The organism is Kocuria sp. ZOR0020, assembly GCF_000800955.1.
GTDB lineage: Bacteria > Actinomycetota > Actinomycetes > Actinomycetales > Micrococcaceae > Kocuria > Kocuria subflava.
Genome location: NZ_JROX01000179.1, coordinates 1 through 16,178, shown reverse-complemented (window position 1 = coordinate 16,178; position 16,178 = coordinate 1). Strand labels below are relative to the sequence as shown.

The 16,178-nt window shown below is 65.1% G+C and carries 12 protein-coding genes; 8 read left to right on the top strand and 4 right to left on the bottom strand.

Going from position 1 to position 16,178, the window contains the following annotated elements; genetic code table 11:
- On the bottom strand, nucleotides 1–1,032 hold a 1,032-nt coding region (locus tag L979_RS10895; protein ID WP_047692237.1), incomplete at its 3' end, for a DUF349 domain-containing protein.
- A gap of 231 nt (nucleotides 1,033–1,263) precedes the next feature.
- On the opposite strand from L979_RS10895, the gene hisS reads away from it, so the two are divergent.
- The gene (gene hisS, locus L979_RS10890; protein ID WP_047692236.1) at nucleotides 1,264–2,619 is read left to right on the top strand and encodes a histidine--tRNA ligase; all 1,356 of its coding nucleotides are present in this window, start codon (nucleotides 1,264–1,266) and stop codon (nucleotides 2,617–2,619) included.
- On the opposite strand, the gene L979_RS10885 is transcribed toward hisS, so the two are convergent.
- Nucleotides 2,600–3,940 (bottom strand): APC family permease, encoded by a 1,341-nt coding sequence (locus L979_RS10885; protein WP_047692235.1) that lies wholly within the window; start codon nucleotides 3,938–3,940, stop codon nucleotides 2,600–2,602. The genes hisS and L979_RS10885 overlap by 20 nt on opposite strands.
- 198 nt (nucleotides 3,941–4,138) lie before the next feature.
- On the opposite strand from L979_RS10885, the gene aspS reads away from it, so the two are divergent.
- The gene (gene aspS / locus L979_RS10880) at nucleotides 4,139–5,911 is read left to right on the top strand and encodes an aspartate--tRNA ligase (protein WP_047692234.1); all 1,773 of its coding nucleotides are present in this window, start codon (nucleotides 4,139–4,141) and stop codon (nucleotides 5,909–5,911) included.
- A 108-nt stretch (nucleotides 5,912–6,019) separates the two neighbouring features.
- On the opposite strand, the gene L979_RS10875 is transcribed toward aspS, so the two are convergent.
- Nucleotides 6,020–6,673 carry a hypothetical protein gene (locus L979_RS10875; RefSeq protein ID WP_047692233.1) on the bottom strand — a complete coding sequence of 218 codons (654 nt, stop codon included), beginning with the start codon at nucleotides 6,671–6,673 and terminating at the stop codon, nucleotides 6,020–6,022.
- 85 nt (nucleotides 6,674–6,758) lie between these two features.
- On the opposite strand from L979_RS10875, the gene dtd reads away from it, so the two are divergent.
- The 3 genes from dtd (at nucleotide 6,759) to L979_RS10860 (ending at nucleotide 10,642) form a co-directional block, all read left to right on the top strand.
- Nucleotides 6,759–7,253, top strand: a complete 495-nt coding sequence (gene dtd / locus L979_RS10870; protein ID WP_047692232.1) for a D-aminoacyl-tRNA deacylase — start codon at nucleotides 6,759–6,761, stop codon at nucleotides 7,251–7,253.
- A gap of 68 nt (nucleotides 7,254–7,321) precedes the next feature.
- Complete coding sequence (locus L979_RS10865) at nucleotides 7,322–8,764, top strand: replication-associated recombination protein A (RefSeq protein ID WP_047692231.1); 1,443 nt, start codon at nucleotides 7,322–7,324, stop codon at nucleotides 8,762–8,764.
- A 60-nt stretch (nucleotides 8,765–8,824) separates the two neighbouring features.
- Complete coding sequence (locus tag L979_RS10860) at nucleotides 8,825–10,642, top strand: glycerol-3-phosphate dehydrogenase/oxidase (RefSeq protein WP_047692230.1); 1,818 nt, start codon at nucleotides 8,825–8,827, stop codon at nucleotides 10,640–10,642.
- Between the two features lie 32 nt (nucleotides 10,643–10,674).
- On the opposite strand, the gene L979_RS10855 is transcribed toward L979_RS10860, so the two are convergent.
- On the bottom strand, nucleotides 10,675–11,679 hold the full coding sequence (locus L979_RS10855) for a sugar-binding transcriptional regulator (RefSeq protein ID WP_052209813.1): 1,005 nt from the start codon (nucleotides 11,677–11,679) through the stop codon (nucleotides 10,675–10,677).
- A 158-nt stretch (nucleotides 11,680–11,837) separates the two neighbouring features.
- Here L979_RS10855 and L979_RS10850 point away from each other — a divergent pair, with 158 nt between their 5' ends.
- The 3 genes from L979_RS10850 to glpK all read left to right on the top strand — a co-directional run bounded on the left by L979_RS10850 (nucleotide 11,838) and on the right by glpK (nucleotide 16,151).
- Complete coding sequence (locus L979_RS10850) at nucleotides 11,838–13,589, top strand: glycerol-3-phosphate dehydrogenase/oxidase (RefSeq protein WP_047692229.1); 1,752 nt, start codon at nucleotides 11,838–11,840, stop codon at nucleotides 13,587–13,589.
- Nucleotides 13,590–13,735: 146 nt separating this feature from the next.
- Nucleotides 13,736–14,476 carry an MIP/aquaporin family protein gene (locus tag L979_RS10845; protein ID WP_081994339.1) on the top strand — a complete coding sequence of 247 codons (741 nt, stop codon included), beginning with the start codon at nucleotides 13,736–13,738 and terminating at the stop codon, nucleotides 14,474–14,476.
- A gap of 82 nt (nucleotides 14,477–14,558) precedes the next feature.
- A complete protein-coding gene (gene glpK, locus L979_RS10840; protein ID WP_081994335.1) occupies nucleotides 14,559–16,151 on the top strand; it encodes a glycerol kinase GlpK in 1,593 nt (530 codons plus the stop codon).
- Nucleotides 16,152–16,178: the final 27 nt, after the last annotated feature.

Genomic DNA, 16,178 nt, shown 5'->3' with positions numbered 1-16,178 from the left:
CTTCCAACGGTCCATGAGGTCGCGGTACTTGCCGGCCGTCACGTTCCAGTCGGTGGAGCTCTGCAGGGCTTCAGCCTCCGCGATCAGCTTTTCCTTGACGCGCTTGGCCTCGGCGTTGTTCTCATCCAGCTTGGAGAAGTACGCGCGGCGGTGGCGGTCAAAGGTGGTGCGGGCGTTGCGGAAGCGCTTCCACAGGGATTCCTCGTCCTTGCGGGAGAGCCGGATTCCGGACTTCTGGTGCGCCTTCCAGGAATCGAAGAGCTCGGCCATGCGAGCAGAAGACTGCTTCCACTGGATCTTCTGCGGATCCTGTTCGGCGATCTGTTCGGCTTCCTTGACGATTGCGTCCCGCTGGGCAAAGTGTTCGGCCTTGGCGGCCTCCGTGGCGCGCTTGTGCTCGGCCTCGAGCTCTGCGATCCGCGGGCGCAGAGCTTCCAAACGGGCCTCCAGGGCCTTGACGTCACCCACGAGCTTGCGTTCGGCCAGCTGAGCCATGACGTGATCCGCGTTGCGGTTCATGTCCGAGGACGCAGTACCTGCCTCCACCCGCTGTTCCAGGACGTTGACCAACGTGCGGGCGTCCTCGAACTTCCTGACAAAGTAGGCCAGTGCCTCATCCGCCGGGACCTCAGGTACCTGTCCGCACAGCACCCGCTCACCGTCCACCAGAACGTAGACGTGGCCGTCCTCGGTGACTTCACCGAACGGGCGTGCTGCCTCGAGCTGTTCGGCCGACACACCGTCGGCCGAACCGGCGCCGGGGGCCTCCCCCTTGGCGGGGGCACCGGTGGTGTGGTCGGACGGATGGGAGGCAGCGGCGTCGGAACCCGGCGTGGCGGCTGTGGTGCCATCTGAGGAGTTGGCACCGGAATGACTCTCAGCTGAGGCGCGCTCAGGTGAAGCGCCGCCACTGGGGGCGGGGGCAGCGGGCTTGGGTACTGCGGGGGAGGGCTTGACGCCAGAGGGTTTGACGGCCGCGGGTGTGGGCACCTGGGGCTGGGTCTGGTCGTCGGATTCGAGACGTTCGGTCACCGCTGGAACTCTTTCACTCGTGCCGACCCGCGAACCCGGGGATCCGGGGGCGTTCGGCAGCTTGTCCTGGGGCCGCGGCGTAACCCGCGACACTCTACGAAAGACCATGGTAGTCATGGGCGGGCAGGGTGCCGGACTCACGACGACGGGAACACCCGTCCGGGCGGTTGCTGCCCAGCCCATAAGATGGTCTGCGTCCCATTCCCCATCACTGCCCAGGAGTAACTCAGCATGGCTCCCAAGACCTCCCTGTCCGGCTTCCCCGAATGGCTGCCCGCAGAGCGCCTGGTCGAACTGCACGTGCTGGACACCTTGCGGGAGACCTTTGAGTTGCACGGCTTCTCCTCCATTGAAACCCGCGCGGTGGAAACCGTGGATCAGCTGCTGCGCAAGGGTGAGATCGACAAAGAGGTGTACGGAATCTCCCGTCTGGCAGAGGACGAGGAAGCCGCTGCCGTGGCCAAGGAGGGCAAACTTGCCCTGCACTTTGATCTCACCGTGCCTTTTGCCCGGTACGTGGTGGACAACGCCGGGCACCTGAACTTCCCGTTCCGGCGATACCAGATCCAGAAGGTGTGGCGTGGGGAACGTCCGCAGGACGGTCGCGCGCGCGAGTTCACCCAGGCGGACATCGACGTCGTGGGTGACGGCACGTTGCCCTTCCGGTACGACGTTGAACTCGCGCTGGTCATGATCGATGCTCTCTCCAAGTTGCCGATCCCGGAGTTCAAGTTGCGGGTCAACAACCGCAAGCTGGCCGAAGGTTTTTACCGTGGCATCGGGCTCACCGACGCTCCTGCGGTGCTGCGCGAGATCGACAAGCTGGAGAAGATCGGTGCGGACAAGGTTGTTGCCAACTTGCGACAGAACGTGGGCGCCACAGCAGAGCAGGCTCATGCCGCGCTGGAGTTGGCATCGATCCGCACGGAGGACGGCACCTTTGTGGAGCAGGTCCGGGCACTGGGTGTGGCTGACGAGCTGTTGGAGGAGGGCCTGAGCGAACTGGCCGAGGTCATGGCCGAGGGCGTGCGCCGGGCACCGGGGAAGATGGTGGCCGATCTGTCCATCGCCCGCGGCCTGGACTACTACACCGGCACGGTGTACGAGACGGTGCTGGTGGGGCACGAGAAGCTGGGCTCCATCTGCTCCGGTGGCCGCTACGAATCCCTGGCCACCTCAGGCAAGCGCACGTTCCCCGGGGTGGGGTTGTCCATCGGAGTCACCCGTTTGGTCTCCCGGATCCTTGGGCAGAACCTGGCCCTGGCCTCCCGTGCGGTGCCCACGGCCGTGCTGATCTCCCTGGTGGACGAGGACTCCTGGTCCGATGCCCAGGACGTGGCCACGCAGTTGCGTGCCCGTGGCATCGCGTGCGAGGTCTCCGCCAGTGCAGCCAAGTTCGGCAAGCAGATCAAGTACGCGGACAAGCGCGGCATCCCGTTCGTCTGGTTCTCCTCGATCGACGACGATGGCGTGGTCACCCACGAGGTCAAGGACATCCGCTCGGGCGAACAGGTCCCTGCGGACCCGAGTCTCTGGATGCCGCCGGCCGAGGACCTGTCCGTGTCCGTCAGTGCCTCGCAGGCCTGAGCGCCCGATACAGAGCGCGGCCCAGGATTCCGAGTGCCAGCACCACCACCATGGTGACCACGGAGGTCCAGGGCAATGAGAACGCCAGAGCCAAGCACCCCACCAGCCCCACAATGTTGACCACACGTGGTGCCCACCAGGGGCGATCACCCAGGGTCAGGGCCGAGAGATTTGCCAGGGCGTAGTAGACCAGCACGCCAAAGGACGAGAACCCGATCACGGTGTAGACGTCCGTGAGAAGCACCAAGGCGATCACCAGTACCGCCGTCGTGAGTTCGGAGACCCACGGCACGCCGCGGCCTGAGACTGCGGTGAGGGGGCTGGGCAGGTCACGGGAACGGGCCATGGCCAGGGAGGTCCTGGAGATTCCGGCGATCAAGGCCAGCAGGGCGCCCAGTGTGCCCAGGGCGGCGGCCACGGTCACGGCGGTGGCGGTCGCGGATGTGAGCCCGTGGGAAAGGCCGAGTGCGTGCACGGCGGTGAGCATGGGGGCATCCGAATCAGCCAGTGCAGCCGGTCCCACCACAGCCAGCAGCAGGGCACCCAACACCAGGTACAGCACCAAGGTGAGGCTCAGCGCCCCCAGGATTGCCCGTGGGATCGTGCGCTGCGGAGCGCGGACTTCCTCGCCCATAGTGGCGATCCTGGCGTAGCCGGCAAAGGCGAAGAACAGCAAGGCCGCCGCGGGGAACACGCCCCAGAGGGAACCAGGTTCGGGGCTGGTGGCCTGACCGGCGCCGTTTGATGGGTTGCCCACCACCACCGCCATGGCCACGCCCAAGGACAACAGAACGGTCAGAACACAGCCCACCAGCACCTTGGTGACGGTGGCTGTCCTGGTCACGCCCAGCAGATTGATCCCGGTCAACGTCAGGATTCCCACCACGGCAAACACCGTGGCCCACAGCTGAGTGTTCTGGGCTCCCACAACGCCCGGGGCATCCAGCACCCCGGCCATATAGAGCCCGAACGTCATGGACATGGCCGCAGCCGAGGCGGTCTTGCCGGTGACAAAACTCCACCCGGCCACGAACCCGGGCCACGCTCCCAACCGCTGGTTGGCGTAGACGTACGTGCCGCCGGAACTGGGGTACCGCGCTGCCAACTGTGCAGTGGACGTGGCATTGCACCAGGCCACCACGGCGGCCAAGACCACGGCGGCCAGCAGCCACGAGCCTGCGTGGGCGGCAGCCGGGGCAAAAGCCACAAAAACACCTGCCCCCACCATGGAACCCACCCCGATCACGGTGGCATCCGTGAGACCCAGGCGGCGTTGGAGCTCGCTCGGACGGGTAGCGGGGGACTGTGAGGAAGACGGCACGATGCTCCTGGCGGATCGGCTGCTGAAGAGAACAAGCCCAAGTCTGGATCTGTAGACTCGGGCACAGAAAAAACCTACGGGTGGCCGGTGAACCCACGGTGAACGAAACCCCGGGCGCTTGACGGCGAGCCGCGGGCGTCGTCGAACTGGCGCGTGATCACTGCCCCCGAACCCTCCACGGACGTAAGGAACTCATCAGTGCTGCGCACACACAGCCTTGGCGAACTCAACGCCGAGCTCATTGGTCAAACGGTCACCCTGGCAGGTTGGGTGGGGCGTCGTCGTGACCACGGCGGAGTGGCCTTCCTGGACCTGCGTGACGCCTCCGGTGTGGCCCAGGTGGTGGTGCGCAACGAAGAAGACTTTGACCACCTGCGCAACGAGTACGTCCTGCAGGTCACAGGTTTGGTGGAACGGCGCCCCGAGGGCAACGAGAACCCCAACCTGGCCTCCGGCGAGGTGGAGATCATGGCCGAAGAGGTCAAGGTCCTGAACACCGCAGCCCCCTTGCCGTTCCAGATCGACGAGCACGTTGAGGTGGGTGAGGAAGCGCGCCTGAAGTACCGCTACCTGGACCTGCGCCGTCCCGAGCCTGCGCGCATCATGCGCCTGCGTTCCGAGGTCAACCGGGTGGCCCGGAACCTGTTGCACGACCGTGGTTACCTGGAGGTGGAAACCCCCACGCTGACCCGTTCCACCCCGGAAGGTGCCCGCGACTTCCTGGTGCCGGCTCGCCTGGCCCCGGGTTCCTGGTACGCGCTGCCGCAGTCCCCGCAGCTTTTCAAGCAGTTGCTGCAGGTGGGCGGGTTGGAGAAGTACTTCCAGATCGCCCGGTGCTACCGGGACGAGGACTTCCGCGCCGATCGTCAGCCCGAGTTCACCCAGCTGGACATCGAGGCCTCCTTCGTGGAGGAGGACGACATCGTTGAGCTCGGTGAGGCTCTGGTGCGTGAACTGTGGCAGCTGATCGACGTCCAGATCCCCACCCCCATTCCCCGGATGACCTACGCCGAGGCCATGGAGAAGTACGGTTCGGACAAGCCGGACCTGCGATTCGGCCTGGAACTGACTGATCTGACCGAGTACTTCAAGGACACCCCGTTCCGCGTGTTCCAGGCCCCGTACGTGGGTGCCGTGGTCATGCCCGGTGGTGCCTCCCAGCCGCGCCGCGCCCTGGATGCCTGGCAGGAGTGGGCCAAGCAGCGTGGCGCCAAGGGCCTGGCCCACATCCTGCTCAAGGATGACGGCGAGATCACCGGCCCGGTGGCCAAGAACATCACCGATGACGAAAAGGCCGGCCTGGCCGCTGCCACGGGTGCCAAGCCCGGGGACTGCATCTTCTTTGCCGCTGGTGAGATCAAGCCTTCCCGCGCCCTGCTGGGGGCTGCACGTGTGGAGATCGGCCACCGCACCGGTCTGATCAACGACGGCGACTGGGCATTCGTGTGGGTGGTGGACGCACCCATGTTCGAACCCGCCTCCGATGCCGTTGCCTCCGGCGACGTTGCCGTGGGATCCGGTGCCTGGACGGCCGTGCACCACGCCTTCACCTCACCCAAGCCGGAATACTTGGACACCTTTGACACCAACCCCGGCAAGGCACTGGCCTACGCCTACGACATCGTGTGCAACGGCGTGGAACTGGGCGGTGGCTCCATCCGTATCCACCAGCGCGAGATCCAGGACCGGGTGTTCAAGGTCATGGGCCTGTCCGAGGAAGAGGCCCAGGAGAAGTTCGGGTTCCTGCTGGATGCCTTCGCCTTTGGCGCCCCGCCCCACGGCGGCATCGCCCTGGGCTGGGACCGCACCGTGGCCATGCTGGCCGGAACGGAGTCCATCCGAGAGGTCATTGCCTTCCCCAAGACCGGTGGCGGCTTTGATCCCCTGACGGCAGCTCCGGCGCCCATCACCGCGCAGCAGCGCAAGGAAGCAGGAGTGGACGCCAAGCCGTCCGAACCCAAGGAGAACTGAGCTGGACGACGGCGGGCGGGCAACGTCGTCGTTGAAAGGCCGAGATCATGCGTTGCTGCACTTCCGGGCACGGAAAGTGCAGCAACGCATGACCTTGACACTGAGTGACTAGATCCACCAGTTCCACATGAGGCCGTAGAAGCCTCCGATCAACACACCCATCCAGATCCCCACCACGGTCTGCCAGTAGGTGTGATCCCCGGTGCGTAGACGGGACCAGGCCACGGCCACGGGAACCATCCAGGTGAGGAACACCAGCCACCCCCCTGCTAGGACGGGGACGGCCACGGCAAAGGTGGCGGCCATGGCGGTGTGGGCTGAGACCTTCCACGCCAAGGTGATGACCATCAGCGTGGTCACTCCCAGCAGCAGGAACATGGCGGTCAGTGTCACGGACATGGGTATGCCCAACGCCGGTCCCAGCAACAGTTGTGCTGCCAGCACGGCGACGATCAACACGCACACGCCGCCGTAAACCGGGAACCTGTGCTCGCGGCGTCTGACGTAGCGCGAATCAACCACACCGCGGCGCGACAGTGCGATCAGAACGGCCATGGGCAGTCCCAACAGCACCACGGCAGTTGCCGCCGCCCACCAGAAACCCCACCACCCGCTGTCCACGGTCCCTGCAATCAGCAGCACGGCGCTGGCCAAGATGGAGGGCGAGAGCATGGCTGCAATGGCGTGAGCCGCCCGGTTCTCACCGGGAGCGGTGGCGGCAGAGTGCTTGCCGTTGGTGCGCTGCAGTGGTGTGGTGGTCATGGAAAGATCGTAGAGGCATGGATGGTCTGACCAGCACAGTCCTTGAAGGTCTGAGCATGACGGCACGCAATGATGAAATGGGCTCATGCGAGTTCTTCTGCAACGAGCCAGTGCTGCCACCGTCACCGTGACCGACCCCGACGGCACCCAGCGGGTCACCGGCCGTCTCACCGCCCCCGGGCTGGTGGCTCTGGTGGGTGTCACCCACGACGACGACGCCTCCGTGGCTCACCTGATGGCCGACAAAACTGCAGGTCTGCGGATCCTCAGTGGAGTTGATGCCCAGGGTCGGGACCAGGCAGAGGCATCGTGCCTGGATCTGGGGGCGCCGGTGCTTGTGGTCAGCCAGTTCACGTTGTATGCAGACTGCCGGCGAGGGCGGCGCCCCTCCTGGAGCAATGCCGCACCGGGGCCGGTTTCCGAGCCCCTGGTGGAGGCCTACGTCCAGGCGCTGCAGGATCTGGGCGTGCACGTGGAGACCGGAGAATTCGGGGCGCAGATGGCCGTGTCACTGACCAACGACGGTCCCGTGACCATCCTTCTGGATTCCGAGGAACTGAAAAAACCGCGCCGCGGCTGAAGTCACCTGTGGGTCCAGCCTGGCCTGAGAGAACATGTGCTGTCTGAGGCAGCCGATAACCTGAGCCTGTGAGTAGTTCCCTTTTTGATCTCTCACCGCAGCAGGATCCCTCCGACGGCGGTGACCATGAATCCGGTGGCACTCAACCCGCCACCGGTGCTGCACGTGTGACCACGCCACGGCGGGCCACGGCCCCGTTGGCGGTGCGCATGCGCCCCCGCAGTCTGGATGAGGTGGTGGGGCAGAAGCACCTGCTCAAGCCCGGATCCCCGCTGCACGTTCTGGCAGGGGCTGACCGCGGGCCGGCCGGTCCCAGCTCCATCATGCTGTGGGGTCCACCGGGCACCGGCAAGACCACCATTGCGCACGTGATTGCACGGGGGTCCCACCGCAAGTTCGTGGAACTGTCCGCCATCACCGCCGGAGTCAAGGACGTCCGCGCGGTCATGGATCAGGCGCTCACGGATCGGGATCTGCACGGGCGGACCACCGTGTTGTTCCTCGATGAAATCCACCGATTCACCAAGGCCCAGCAGGATGCGCTGCTGCCCGGGGTGGAGAACCGATGGGTGGTTCTGGTGGCAGCCACCACGGAGAATCCGTCGTTCTCAGTGATCGCGCCGTTGCTCTCCCGTTCCCTGTTGCTCACGCTGAAGTCCTTGGAGCCGGAGGACATCGGGGAACTGGTGGATCGCGCCGTCCTCGATCCCCGGGGACTCAACGGTGAAGTGCATCTGGATCCCAAAGCGAGGGCTCACCTGCTGGAACTGTGCGGTGGCGATGCCCGTAAGGCCTTGACGGGGCTGGAGGCGGCGGCCGCAGTCGCCCTCTCCGAGCGTTCGGATGCCGCCGATGGTTCCGGGACACCGCCGGTGATCACGGTGGAGCACACCACGGAGGCCATGGACCGCGCGGTGCTGCGTTATGACCGCGACGGCGACCAGCATTACGACGTCATCTCCGCATTCATCAAGTCCATTCGCGGTTCCGATGTGGATGCCGCTCTGCACTATCTGGCACGGATGATCGAGGCCGGGGAGGATCCCAGGTTCATTGCCCGCCGCCTGATCATTTCTGCCACGGAGGACATCGGCACCGCTGATCCCACCGCTCTGCACACCGCAGTGGCGGCAGCCCAGGCGGTACAGATGATCGGCATGCCGGAAGGGCGGATCCCCTTGGCACAGGCCACCACCTTGCTGGCCACCGCGCCCAAATCCAATGCCTCGTACATGGCCATCGACCGCGCCATTGCCGATGTCCGATCCGGCAAGGCCGGGCCGGTGCCACTGCACCTGCGCGACGCCCACTACAAAGGGGCGGAAAAGCTGGGGCACGGCAAGGGCTACGTCTATGCCCATGACGCCACCAATGCGGTGGCACCCCAGCAGTACCCACCGGATGAACTGGTGGGTGTGGACTACTACCGTCCCACCGCCTACGGGCATGACCGGGAATTGGCGGCGCGGGTGGAGAAGCTGCGCCAGATCGTCCGCGGCGAACGCCCGTGACCGTGGCACAACTCAACCGGTAGCGTCACATGGTAAGTGCGCTGACCTGAAAGGACCGTCATGTCCCACCACCAGAACCGCCTTCACCGAACAGCCATGAACTCCCAGACCCGTGAGCAGGCACTCACGCAGATGGAACATGGTGAGCAGTTGGACGTCCTGGTGGTGGGTGGTGGCATCACGGGTGCCGGCATTGCCCTGGATGCAGCCACCCGCGGACTGCGCACAGCCGTGGTGGATGGTCAGGACTGGGCCGGGGCAACCTCGCGCTGGTCATCCAAACTGGTCCACGGCGGATTGCGTTACCTGCAGCAGCTGGATGTGAAGCTGGTTGCCGAAGCTCTGGGGGAGCGCGAGCGCCTGCTGTTCAACCTGGCCCCCCACCTGGTCCGGGCGGTGCCCTTCCTGTACCCGCTGAGCAAAAAATGGGAGCGGCCCTACGTGGGAACGGGCATCGGGCTGTACGACACCCTGGCGCAATGGGGCTCCAAGGTCTCCTCCCTGCCGCGCCGTGAACATCTCACGGTGGAGGAGATCAACAATGAGTTCCCGGATCTGCGCGACGACGCTTCGGTGGGTGCCTTCAAGTACTGGGACGCTCGGGTGGACGACGCCCGGTTGGTGTTGACCATCTTGCGGACCGCCGTGGGCCAAGGCGCTTTGGCTGCCAACCGCACAGAAGTGGTGGAACTGCTCACGGAAGAAGACGAGTTCCAAGACGGTCGCGTGGTGATCGGCGCCGTGTTGGAGGACAAGGAAACTGGGCGCCGGTTCCCGGTCAGGGCCAAGCACGTCATCTCCGCAACCGGTGTGTGGACCGAGCATCTTCAGGATCTGGCTGGTGCTGAAGCCGGACTGCAGGTGTTGGCCTCCAAGGGGGTTCACATTGTGGTGCCGCGGGAACGCATCAACGGTGAGGTGGGCCTGATCCTGCAGACAGAGAAGTCCGTGTTGTTCGTGATCCCGTGGGAGCATCACTGGATCATCGGGACCACGGACACCCCGTACCAGCAGAGCCCGGAAACCCCGGTGGCCTCCGGTGCGGACATCGACTACGTCTTGGATCACGCCAACCAGGTTCTGGAGGATCCGCTCACCCGCCAGGACGTGATCGGTGTGTATGCCGGGTTGCGGCCCTTGTTGCAGCCGGTGGCCAAGGACGAATCAGCGGGGTCGGAGGCGGTTTCCACCAAGGTCTCCCGTGAGCACACGGTCATGGAACCTGTGCCCGGGCTGATCTCCATTGCCGGCGGCAAGTTGACCACCTACCGCGTCATGGCAGAGGACGCCGTGGACCTTGCCCTGGGGGATTCTGCCTCGCAGCGTCCCTCCGTCACGGACCGCGTGTTGTTGCATGGTGCTGACGGTTGGGTGGGTGTGGCCGCTCGCATGGACGCCATCCACCAGGAGATTCAGGAGGTGGCCGGCGATCAGTGGACACGCCAACACACGGAGGACCTGTTGCACCGTTACGGCAGCGCCTATGACGAGGTGCTGGCCATCATGGAGGAAGATCCGGCCACAGCCCAGCCCCTGCCGCACGCTCAGCAGCACGTGCGTGCTGAGATCATTCACGCCTGCCGCTACGAATCCCCGCTGCACCTGGAAGACCTGATGGACACCCGGACCCGGTTGACCTACGCGGCACCGCGCCACGGGTTGGATGCCGCGGAGGAAATCGCACAGATCGCGGCAGCCGAACTCGGATGGACGCGGGAGAAGATGACCTACGAACTGGCCGCCTACACGGCTCGCAGTGAGGCGGAGGACCGTGCAGCCCAGACCCATGACGACGCCGCAGCAGCCACAGCCCGTGATGCTGCCGGTTCCGTGGTGAACGGTTTGGGTGGACCTGACAGGACCCGCGCTCAGGCGTGATGTACCCGTGAGATGAGCCGGGGGCGTCGTCGTCAGTCGAGCTGATGGGTGGTGGCAGCAGCAGCCGTTGGCCTGGCCGGTGTCTGGGTCTCCAGGTGGGCCAGAACCTGCGTGGCGGTGCGGTCATCAATCACCAGGTCCGTGACGGCTCCTGAGCGCAGTGCACCCAGGATGCCCCGGACCTTGTGGCGCCCGGAGGCCACGCACAGGCGGCGGGGGATTCGGGCCAGTTCGGACGGTGTGGGGCCGGAAGCGCGGCGATTCAGATCGATGTCCGCGTAGGTTCCGTCCTCACGGATGAAGACCGTGCACATGTCTCCCACCACGTTGTTCTCGTGCAAACTGCGCAAGGTCGCGGGGCTCAAATGACCTTCCGAGTACACCTGGGAGAGCACCGGGCCCTGGAAGGCACCCACGCTGAACACGGCCAGATCAGCCGCTGAACGCACGGCCAGGATGCGACGCACGGAGGACTCCTGCCAGAGCAACGTCCGCGTTTGTTCCAGGTCAAAGAAAGCCGGTGTGGGGAAGGCGTAGAGCTCCGCGTTGAAGGCGCGAGCCATGGTGGAGAGCACCGGACTGGAGGCGCCCACACCGGTGGAATGGGGGCCGGCGGCACCGTTGAGTTGCACCACCGTGACGTCCCGAACGGTGGAGGGCTGCAGGTGGGAGGCCACCTGGGAGGTGGTGGTGCCCCAGGCCACCCCCAAGGTGCTGCCGTCCGTGACCCACTCACCCACAAGGTGGGCTGCATAGCGGGAGACTGCTTCCAGTCGCTGAGCCGCGGGGGCGGTCCGTGCCGTGCCTGCCACATGGATGCGGATCCCGAACAGGTCATGCATGCGACGGCTCAGCAAGTCTGATGGGCTGCTGGGCATCCGCAGGGACACGGTCACGATGCCGCGTTCCTTGGCCAGTGCCAGCATCCGCGACACGGTTGACCTGGAGACCTGGAACCGGTCGGCAACGGCTCCCATGGTCATGCCTTGCACAAAGTAGAGCTCGGAGACTTGGTAAAGCAATGAATCGTCGTGCACGCTGAATCCTCCCGTCTGCACGTATGTGCAATTCGTTTGAGCATACGTGCACAGCCGGGGCACAGTTGGGCGCAGACCATGCGGCGCAGCTCACATCCGGACCGGCGCAGCACACTCTTAACTGTCACAGCACACACCGACTGATTGAGGCGACATCCGTGCGAACAACCGTCATGACCCCGCTCTCCCGCCAAGCAGCCTTGGATGCCATGGCGGCCACAGGGGAGGCAGGAACCGCTGAGGGCAAGGAGCTGGACATCCTGGTGATCGGAGGCGGGGTCACCGGTGCCGGGATCGCCTTGGATGCGGCCACTCGTGGGCTTCGTGTGGGCATCGTGGAGGCTCAGGACTGGGCCGGTGGCACCTCCCGGTGGTCCTCAAAACTGGTGCACGGCGGCCTGCGGTATCTGCAGCAGCTGGATTTCAAACTGGTGGCGGAGGCGCTCAGTGAGCGCGAACGCCTGCTCTACACGCTGGCCCCACATCTGGTGAAGCCCGTGCCCTTCCTGTACCCGATCACTCGCCGCTTCTGGGAGCGGCCGTACGTGACAGCGGGCATCGGCCTCTACGACACTTTGGCGCATCTGGGCTCCAAGGTGGCTTCCATGCCTTTCCACCGCCACCTCACGGACCGTGGCGTGCGCCGAGCCTTTCCCAGCATCAAACCAGGCACCATGGTGGGTGCCGTCAAGTACTGGGACGGCAAGGTGGATGATGCCCGCCTGGTCCTCACACTGGTCCGCACGGCAGTGGGTTACGGCGCACTGGCAGCCTCCCGGACCAAGGTCACCGGACTGCTCAAGAACGACGACGGTACGGTGACCGGGGCTCATGTGCGGGATCTGGAATCAAGTAGTGAGTTCACCATCCGGGCGCGCAAGGTCATCACGGCCACGGGCGTGTGGACCGAAGAGACTCAGGACCTGGCTGACACCGATGGAGGACTGAAGGTCCTGGCCTCCAAGGGCATCCACATTGTGGTGCCGCGTGAGCGCATCCAGGGGGAGGTAGGGCTGATCCTGCAAACGGAGAAGTCCGTGCTGTTCGTGATCCCGTGGGAGCACTACTGGTTGATCGGTACCACGGACACCGCCTACCACCAGGACATCTCCGCACCCGTGGCCACCGGTGCGGACATCGACTACGTGATTGAGCACGCCAATGTGGTGCTGGACGATCCACTGACCCGGGACGATGTGATTGGTACGTTTGCCGGTCTGCGGCCCTTGCTGCAACCAGGTGTCAAGGACGGCACGGAGACTGCCTCCACCAAGGTCTCGCGTGAGCACACCGTGGCGGAGGTGACGCCGGGACTGATCTCCATTGCCGGCGGCAAGTTGACCACCTACCGGGTCATGGCGGAAGACGCCGTCGACTTCGCCCTGGGGGAGCAGCGTGCCAAGGAGCTGCCGTCCGTGACGGACCGGACGTTGCTGCACGGGGCTGACGGCTACCTGCCGTTGACTCGCCAGGTGGATCGTCTGGCGGCCGAGCACGGCTGGGAGACCGCCGTGGTGGAGCACCTGCTCAACCGTTACGGTTCGGGCATCGCGGAGATCGAAGCTCTGGTGGAGGAGCAGCCGGATCTGGCACAGCCCCTGGGTGGTGCGCCCACCTATGTGCGGGCCGAGATCGTTCAGGCAGCACGCAACGAAGGTGCTTTGCACCTGGAAGACGTCTTTGAGACACGCACGCGGATGACCTACGACCAGCCTGACCACGGCCTCGCCGTCGTTGAGGAAGTGGGAGATCTGCTGGCCGCTGAGCTGGGATGGGATCCCGAGCGGCGTGCCGCTGAGGTCGATGCCTACAAGGCCCGATGCGCAGCGGAGGATGCCGCAGCAAGAACCACGGACGATCCTGCCGCCGCTGCGGCCCGTGCTGCGGTACCGTCCCTCCAAACACTGTGATCCAGGGCACACCCATTTGGATGTGGGCCACTCCGGTGAAGATGAATCCACTGCAGGTTTGAAACCGTCCGCTGAGACAAAGGAGTCACACGATGAACGCTGTGTCCGCGCTGCTGCCCATGGAGGCAGCGGCCGAAGTGGTGCCCCTGAGCACCGTGTTCTGGTCAGAGGTGCTGGGCACCGGCATGCTCACTCTGCTGGGTGTGGGCGTGGTGGCCAACCACCTGCTGGGCAAGACCAAGGGCAACGGCGGCGGCTGGCTGCTGATCAACTTCGGCTGGGGTCTGGCCGTGTTTGCCGGTGTGTACGTGGCCTGGCAGTCCGGTGCCCACCTGAACCCGGCGGTGACCGTGGGCATCTGGGCCTCCGGCGGGGAGGAGTACGCCCCCGGAGTCGCCGTGTCGCTGGCCTCCACACTGGTTTACCTGGCCGCTGAACTGCTGGGTGCCTTCCTGGGTGCGGTGCTGTGCTGGATCGCCTACAAGCAGCACTACGACGAGCAACTGGACCCCGCTGCCAAGCTGGGCACCTTTGCCACCGGCCCGGAGATCCGCTCCTACCCCTGGAACGTGGTCACAGAAGCCATTGCCACGTTCGTGTTGGTGTTCGTGATCCTCATGTTCGGCGGCACCCCCTCCGGTCTGGGCCCCATGGCCGTGGCCCTGCTGGTGGTCGGTATCGGCGCCAGCTTGGGCGGGCCCACCGGTTACGCCATCAACCCGGCCCGTGACCTGGGCCCCCGAATTGCACACGCCGTCTTGCCCATCCGCGGCAAGGGCGGAAGCGACTGGGGTTACGCCTGGGTTCCCGTTGTGGGCCCCATCCTGGGCGCCCTGATCGCCGGTGGCATCTTCCAGCTGTTCCCCGCCACCAATTTCCCGGCCTGAGCCTGGCGCCAGGCTGCTGCACAGCCCTGGCGCTGACCACACCCACAACCGACCCACCACAACGATGTGAGGAGTCCATACCATGACCACCGAATCCACACTCGAGGACACCGAAACAACCACGGAAACCAACCTGGAGAACAAGGCCGAGTCCTCCAGCAAGGCCCAGTACGTGATGGCCATTGACCAGGGCACCACCAGCTCACGGGCCATCATCTTCAACCACTCCGGTGAAATCGTGAGCACCGGCCAGTTGGAACACGAGCAGATCTTCCCCAAGGCCGGCTGGGTGGAGCACGACGCCCAAGAGATCTGGCGCAACGTCCGCAAGGTCGTGGCGGACTCCTTGGCCGTGGCCGAACTGACGGCCTCGGACATCGCCGCCGTCGGAATCACCAACCAGCGCGAAACCGCTGTGGTGTGGGACAAGACCACGGGTGAGCCCGTTTACAACGCCATCGTGTGGCAGGACACCCGGACCGCCAAGCTGGCAGAGCAGCTGGGCGGAGAGGAAGGCGCGGACAAGTACAAGGACCGCGTGGGCCTGCCCTTGGCCAGCTACTTCTCCGGCCCCAAGATCTCCTGGATCCTGGACAACGTGGACGGTGCACGCCAGAAGGCGGAGGCCGGTGACCTTCTGTTCGGCAACACCGACTCCTGGTTGGTCTGGAACATGACCGGCGGCACCAACGGCGGCGTGCACGTCACAGACGTCACCAACGCCTCCCGCACCATGCTCATGAACCTGGAGACCCTGGACTGGAACCAGGAGATCGCCCAGGACATGGGCGTTCCCCTGTCCATGCTGCCGGAGATCAAGTCCTCATCGGAGGTCTACGGTCATGGTCGCCAGACCGGGTTCCTGAAGGATGTTCCGATTGCCGGAATCCTGGGGGACCAGCAGGCCGCCATGTTCGGCCAGGCCTGCTTTGAGCCCGGTATGGGCAAGAACACCTACGGCACCGGTTCCTTCGTGCTCATGAACGTGGGCACTGAGGTGGTCCACTCCGAACACGGACTGCTCTCCACGGTCTGCTACAAGCTGGGGGACCAGGATCCGGTGTACGCCCTGGAAGGCTCCATTGCCGTGACCGGTTCGTTGATCCAGTGGCTGCGGGACAACCTGGGATTGTTCTCGGACGCCTCCCAGGTGCAAGCACTCGCGGAGAAGGTCGACGACAACGGCGGGGCCTACTTTGTCCCGGCCTTCTCTGGCCTGTTCGCCCCCTACTGGCGCGACGACGCCCGTGGTGCCCTGGTGGGTCTGACGCGGTACGTCAACAAGTCCCACATCGCCCGCGCCGCCCTGGAGGCCACGGCCTACCAGTCCCGTGAAGTCATCGAGGCCATGAACAAGGACTCGGACGTGGACATGCAGGAACTCAAGGTGGACGGGGGCATGACGGCCAACGAACTGCTCATGCAGTTCCAGGCCGATCAGCTGGACATCCCGGTGATCCGGCCCAAGGTCACGGAAACCACGGCACTTGGCGCCGCCTACGCTGCTGGCATTGCCGTTGGCTTCTGGAAGGGCACGGAGGACGTGGCCAACAACTGGGCAGAGGACAAGCGCTGGGAGCCGCAGGAAGATCCTGAGACCACAGCCAAGTTCTTCCGCAACTGGCAGAAGGCCGTGACCAAGACCTTCGACTGGGTGGACGAGGACGTCGACTGACCGACCCCCCTTCGCCGAGACCGAGGT

What these genes read in the sequence shown, in the direction of transcription:
- dtd (WP_047692232.1), top strand. Translation starts at nt 6,759, where the DNA reads ATGCGAGTTCTTCTGCAACGAGCCAGTGCTGCCACCGTCACCGTGACC.
- glpK (WP_081994335.1), top strand. Translation starts at nt 14,559, where the DNA reads ATGACCACCGAATCCACACTCGAGGACACCGAAACAACCACGGAAACC.
- L979_RS10860 (WP_047692230.1), top strand. Translation starts at nt 8,825, where the DNA reads ATGTCCCACCACCAGAACCGCCTTCACCGAACAGCCATGAACTCCCAG.
- hisS (WP_047692236.1), top strand. Translation starts at nt 1,264, where the DNA reads ATGGCTCCCAAGACCTCCCTGTCCGGCTTCCCCGAATGGCTGCCCGCA.
- L979_RS10875 (WP_047692233.1), bottom strand. Translation starts at nt 6,673, where the DNA reads ATGACCACCACACCACTGCAGCGCACCAACGGCAAGCACTCTGCCGCC.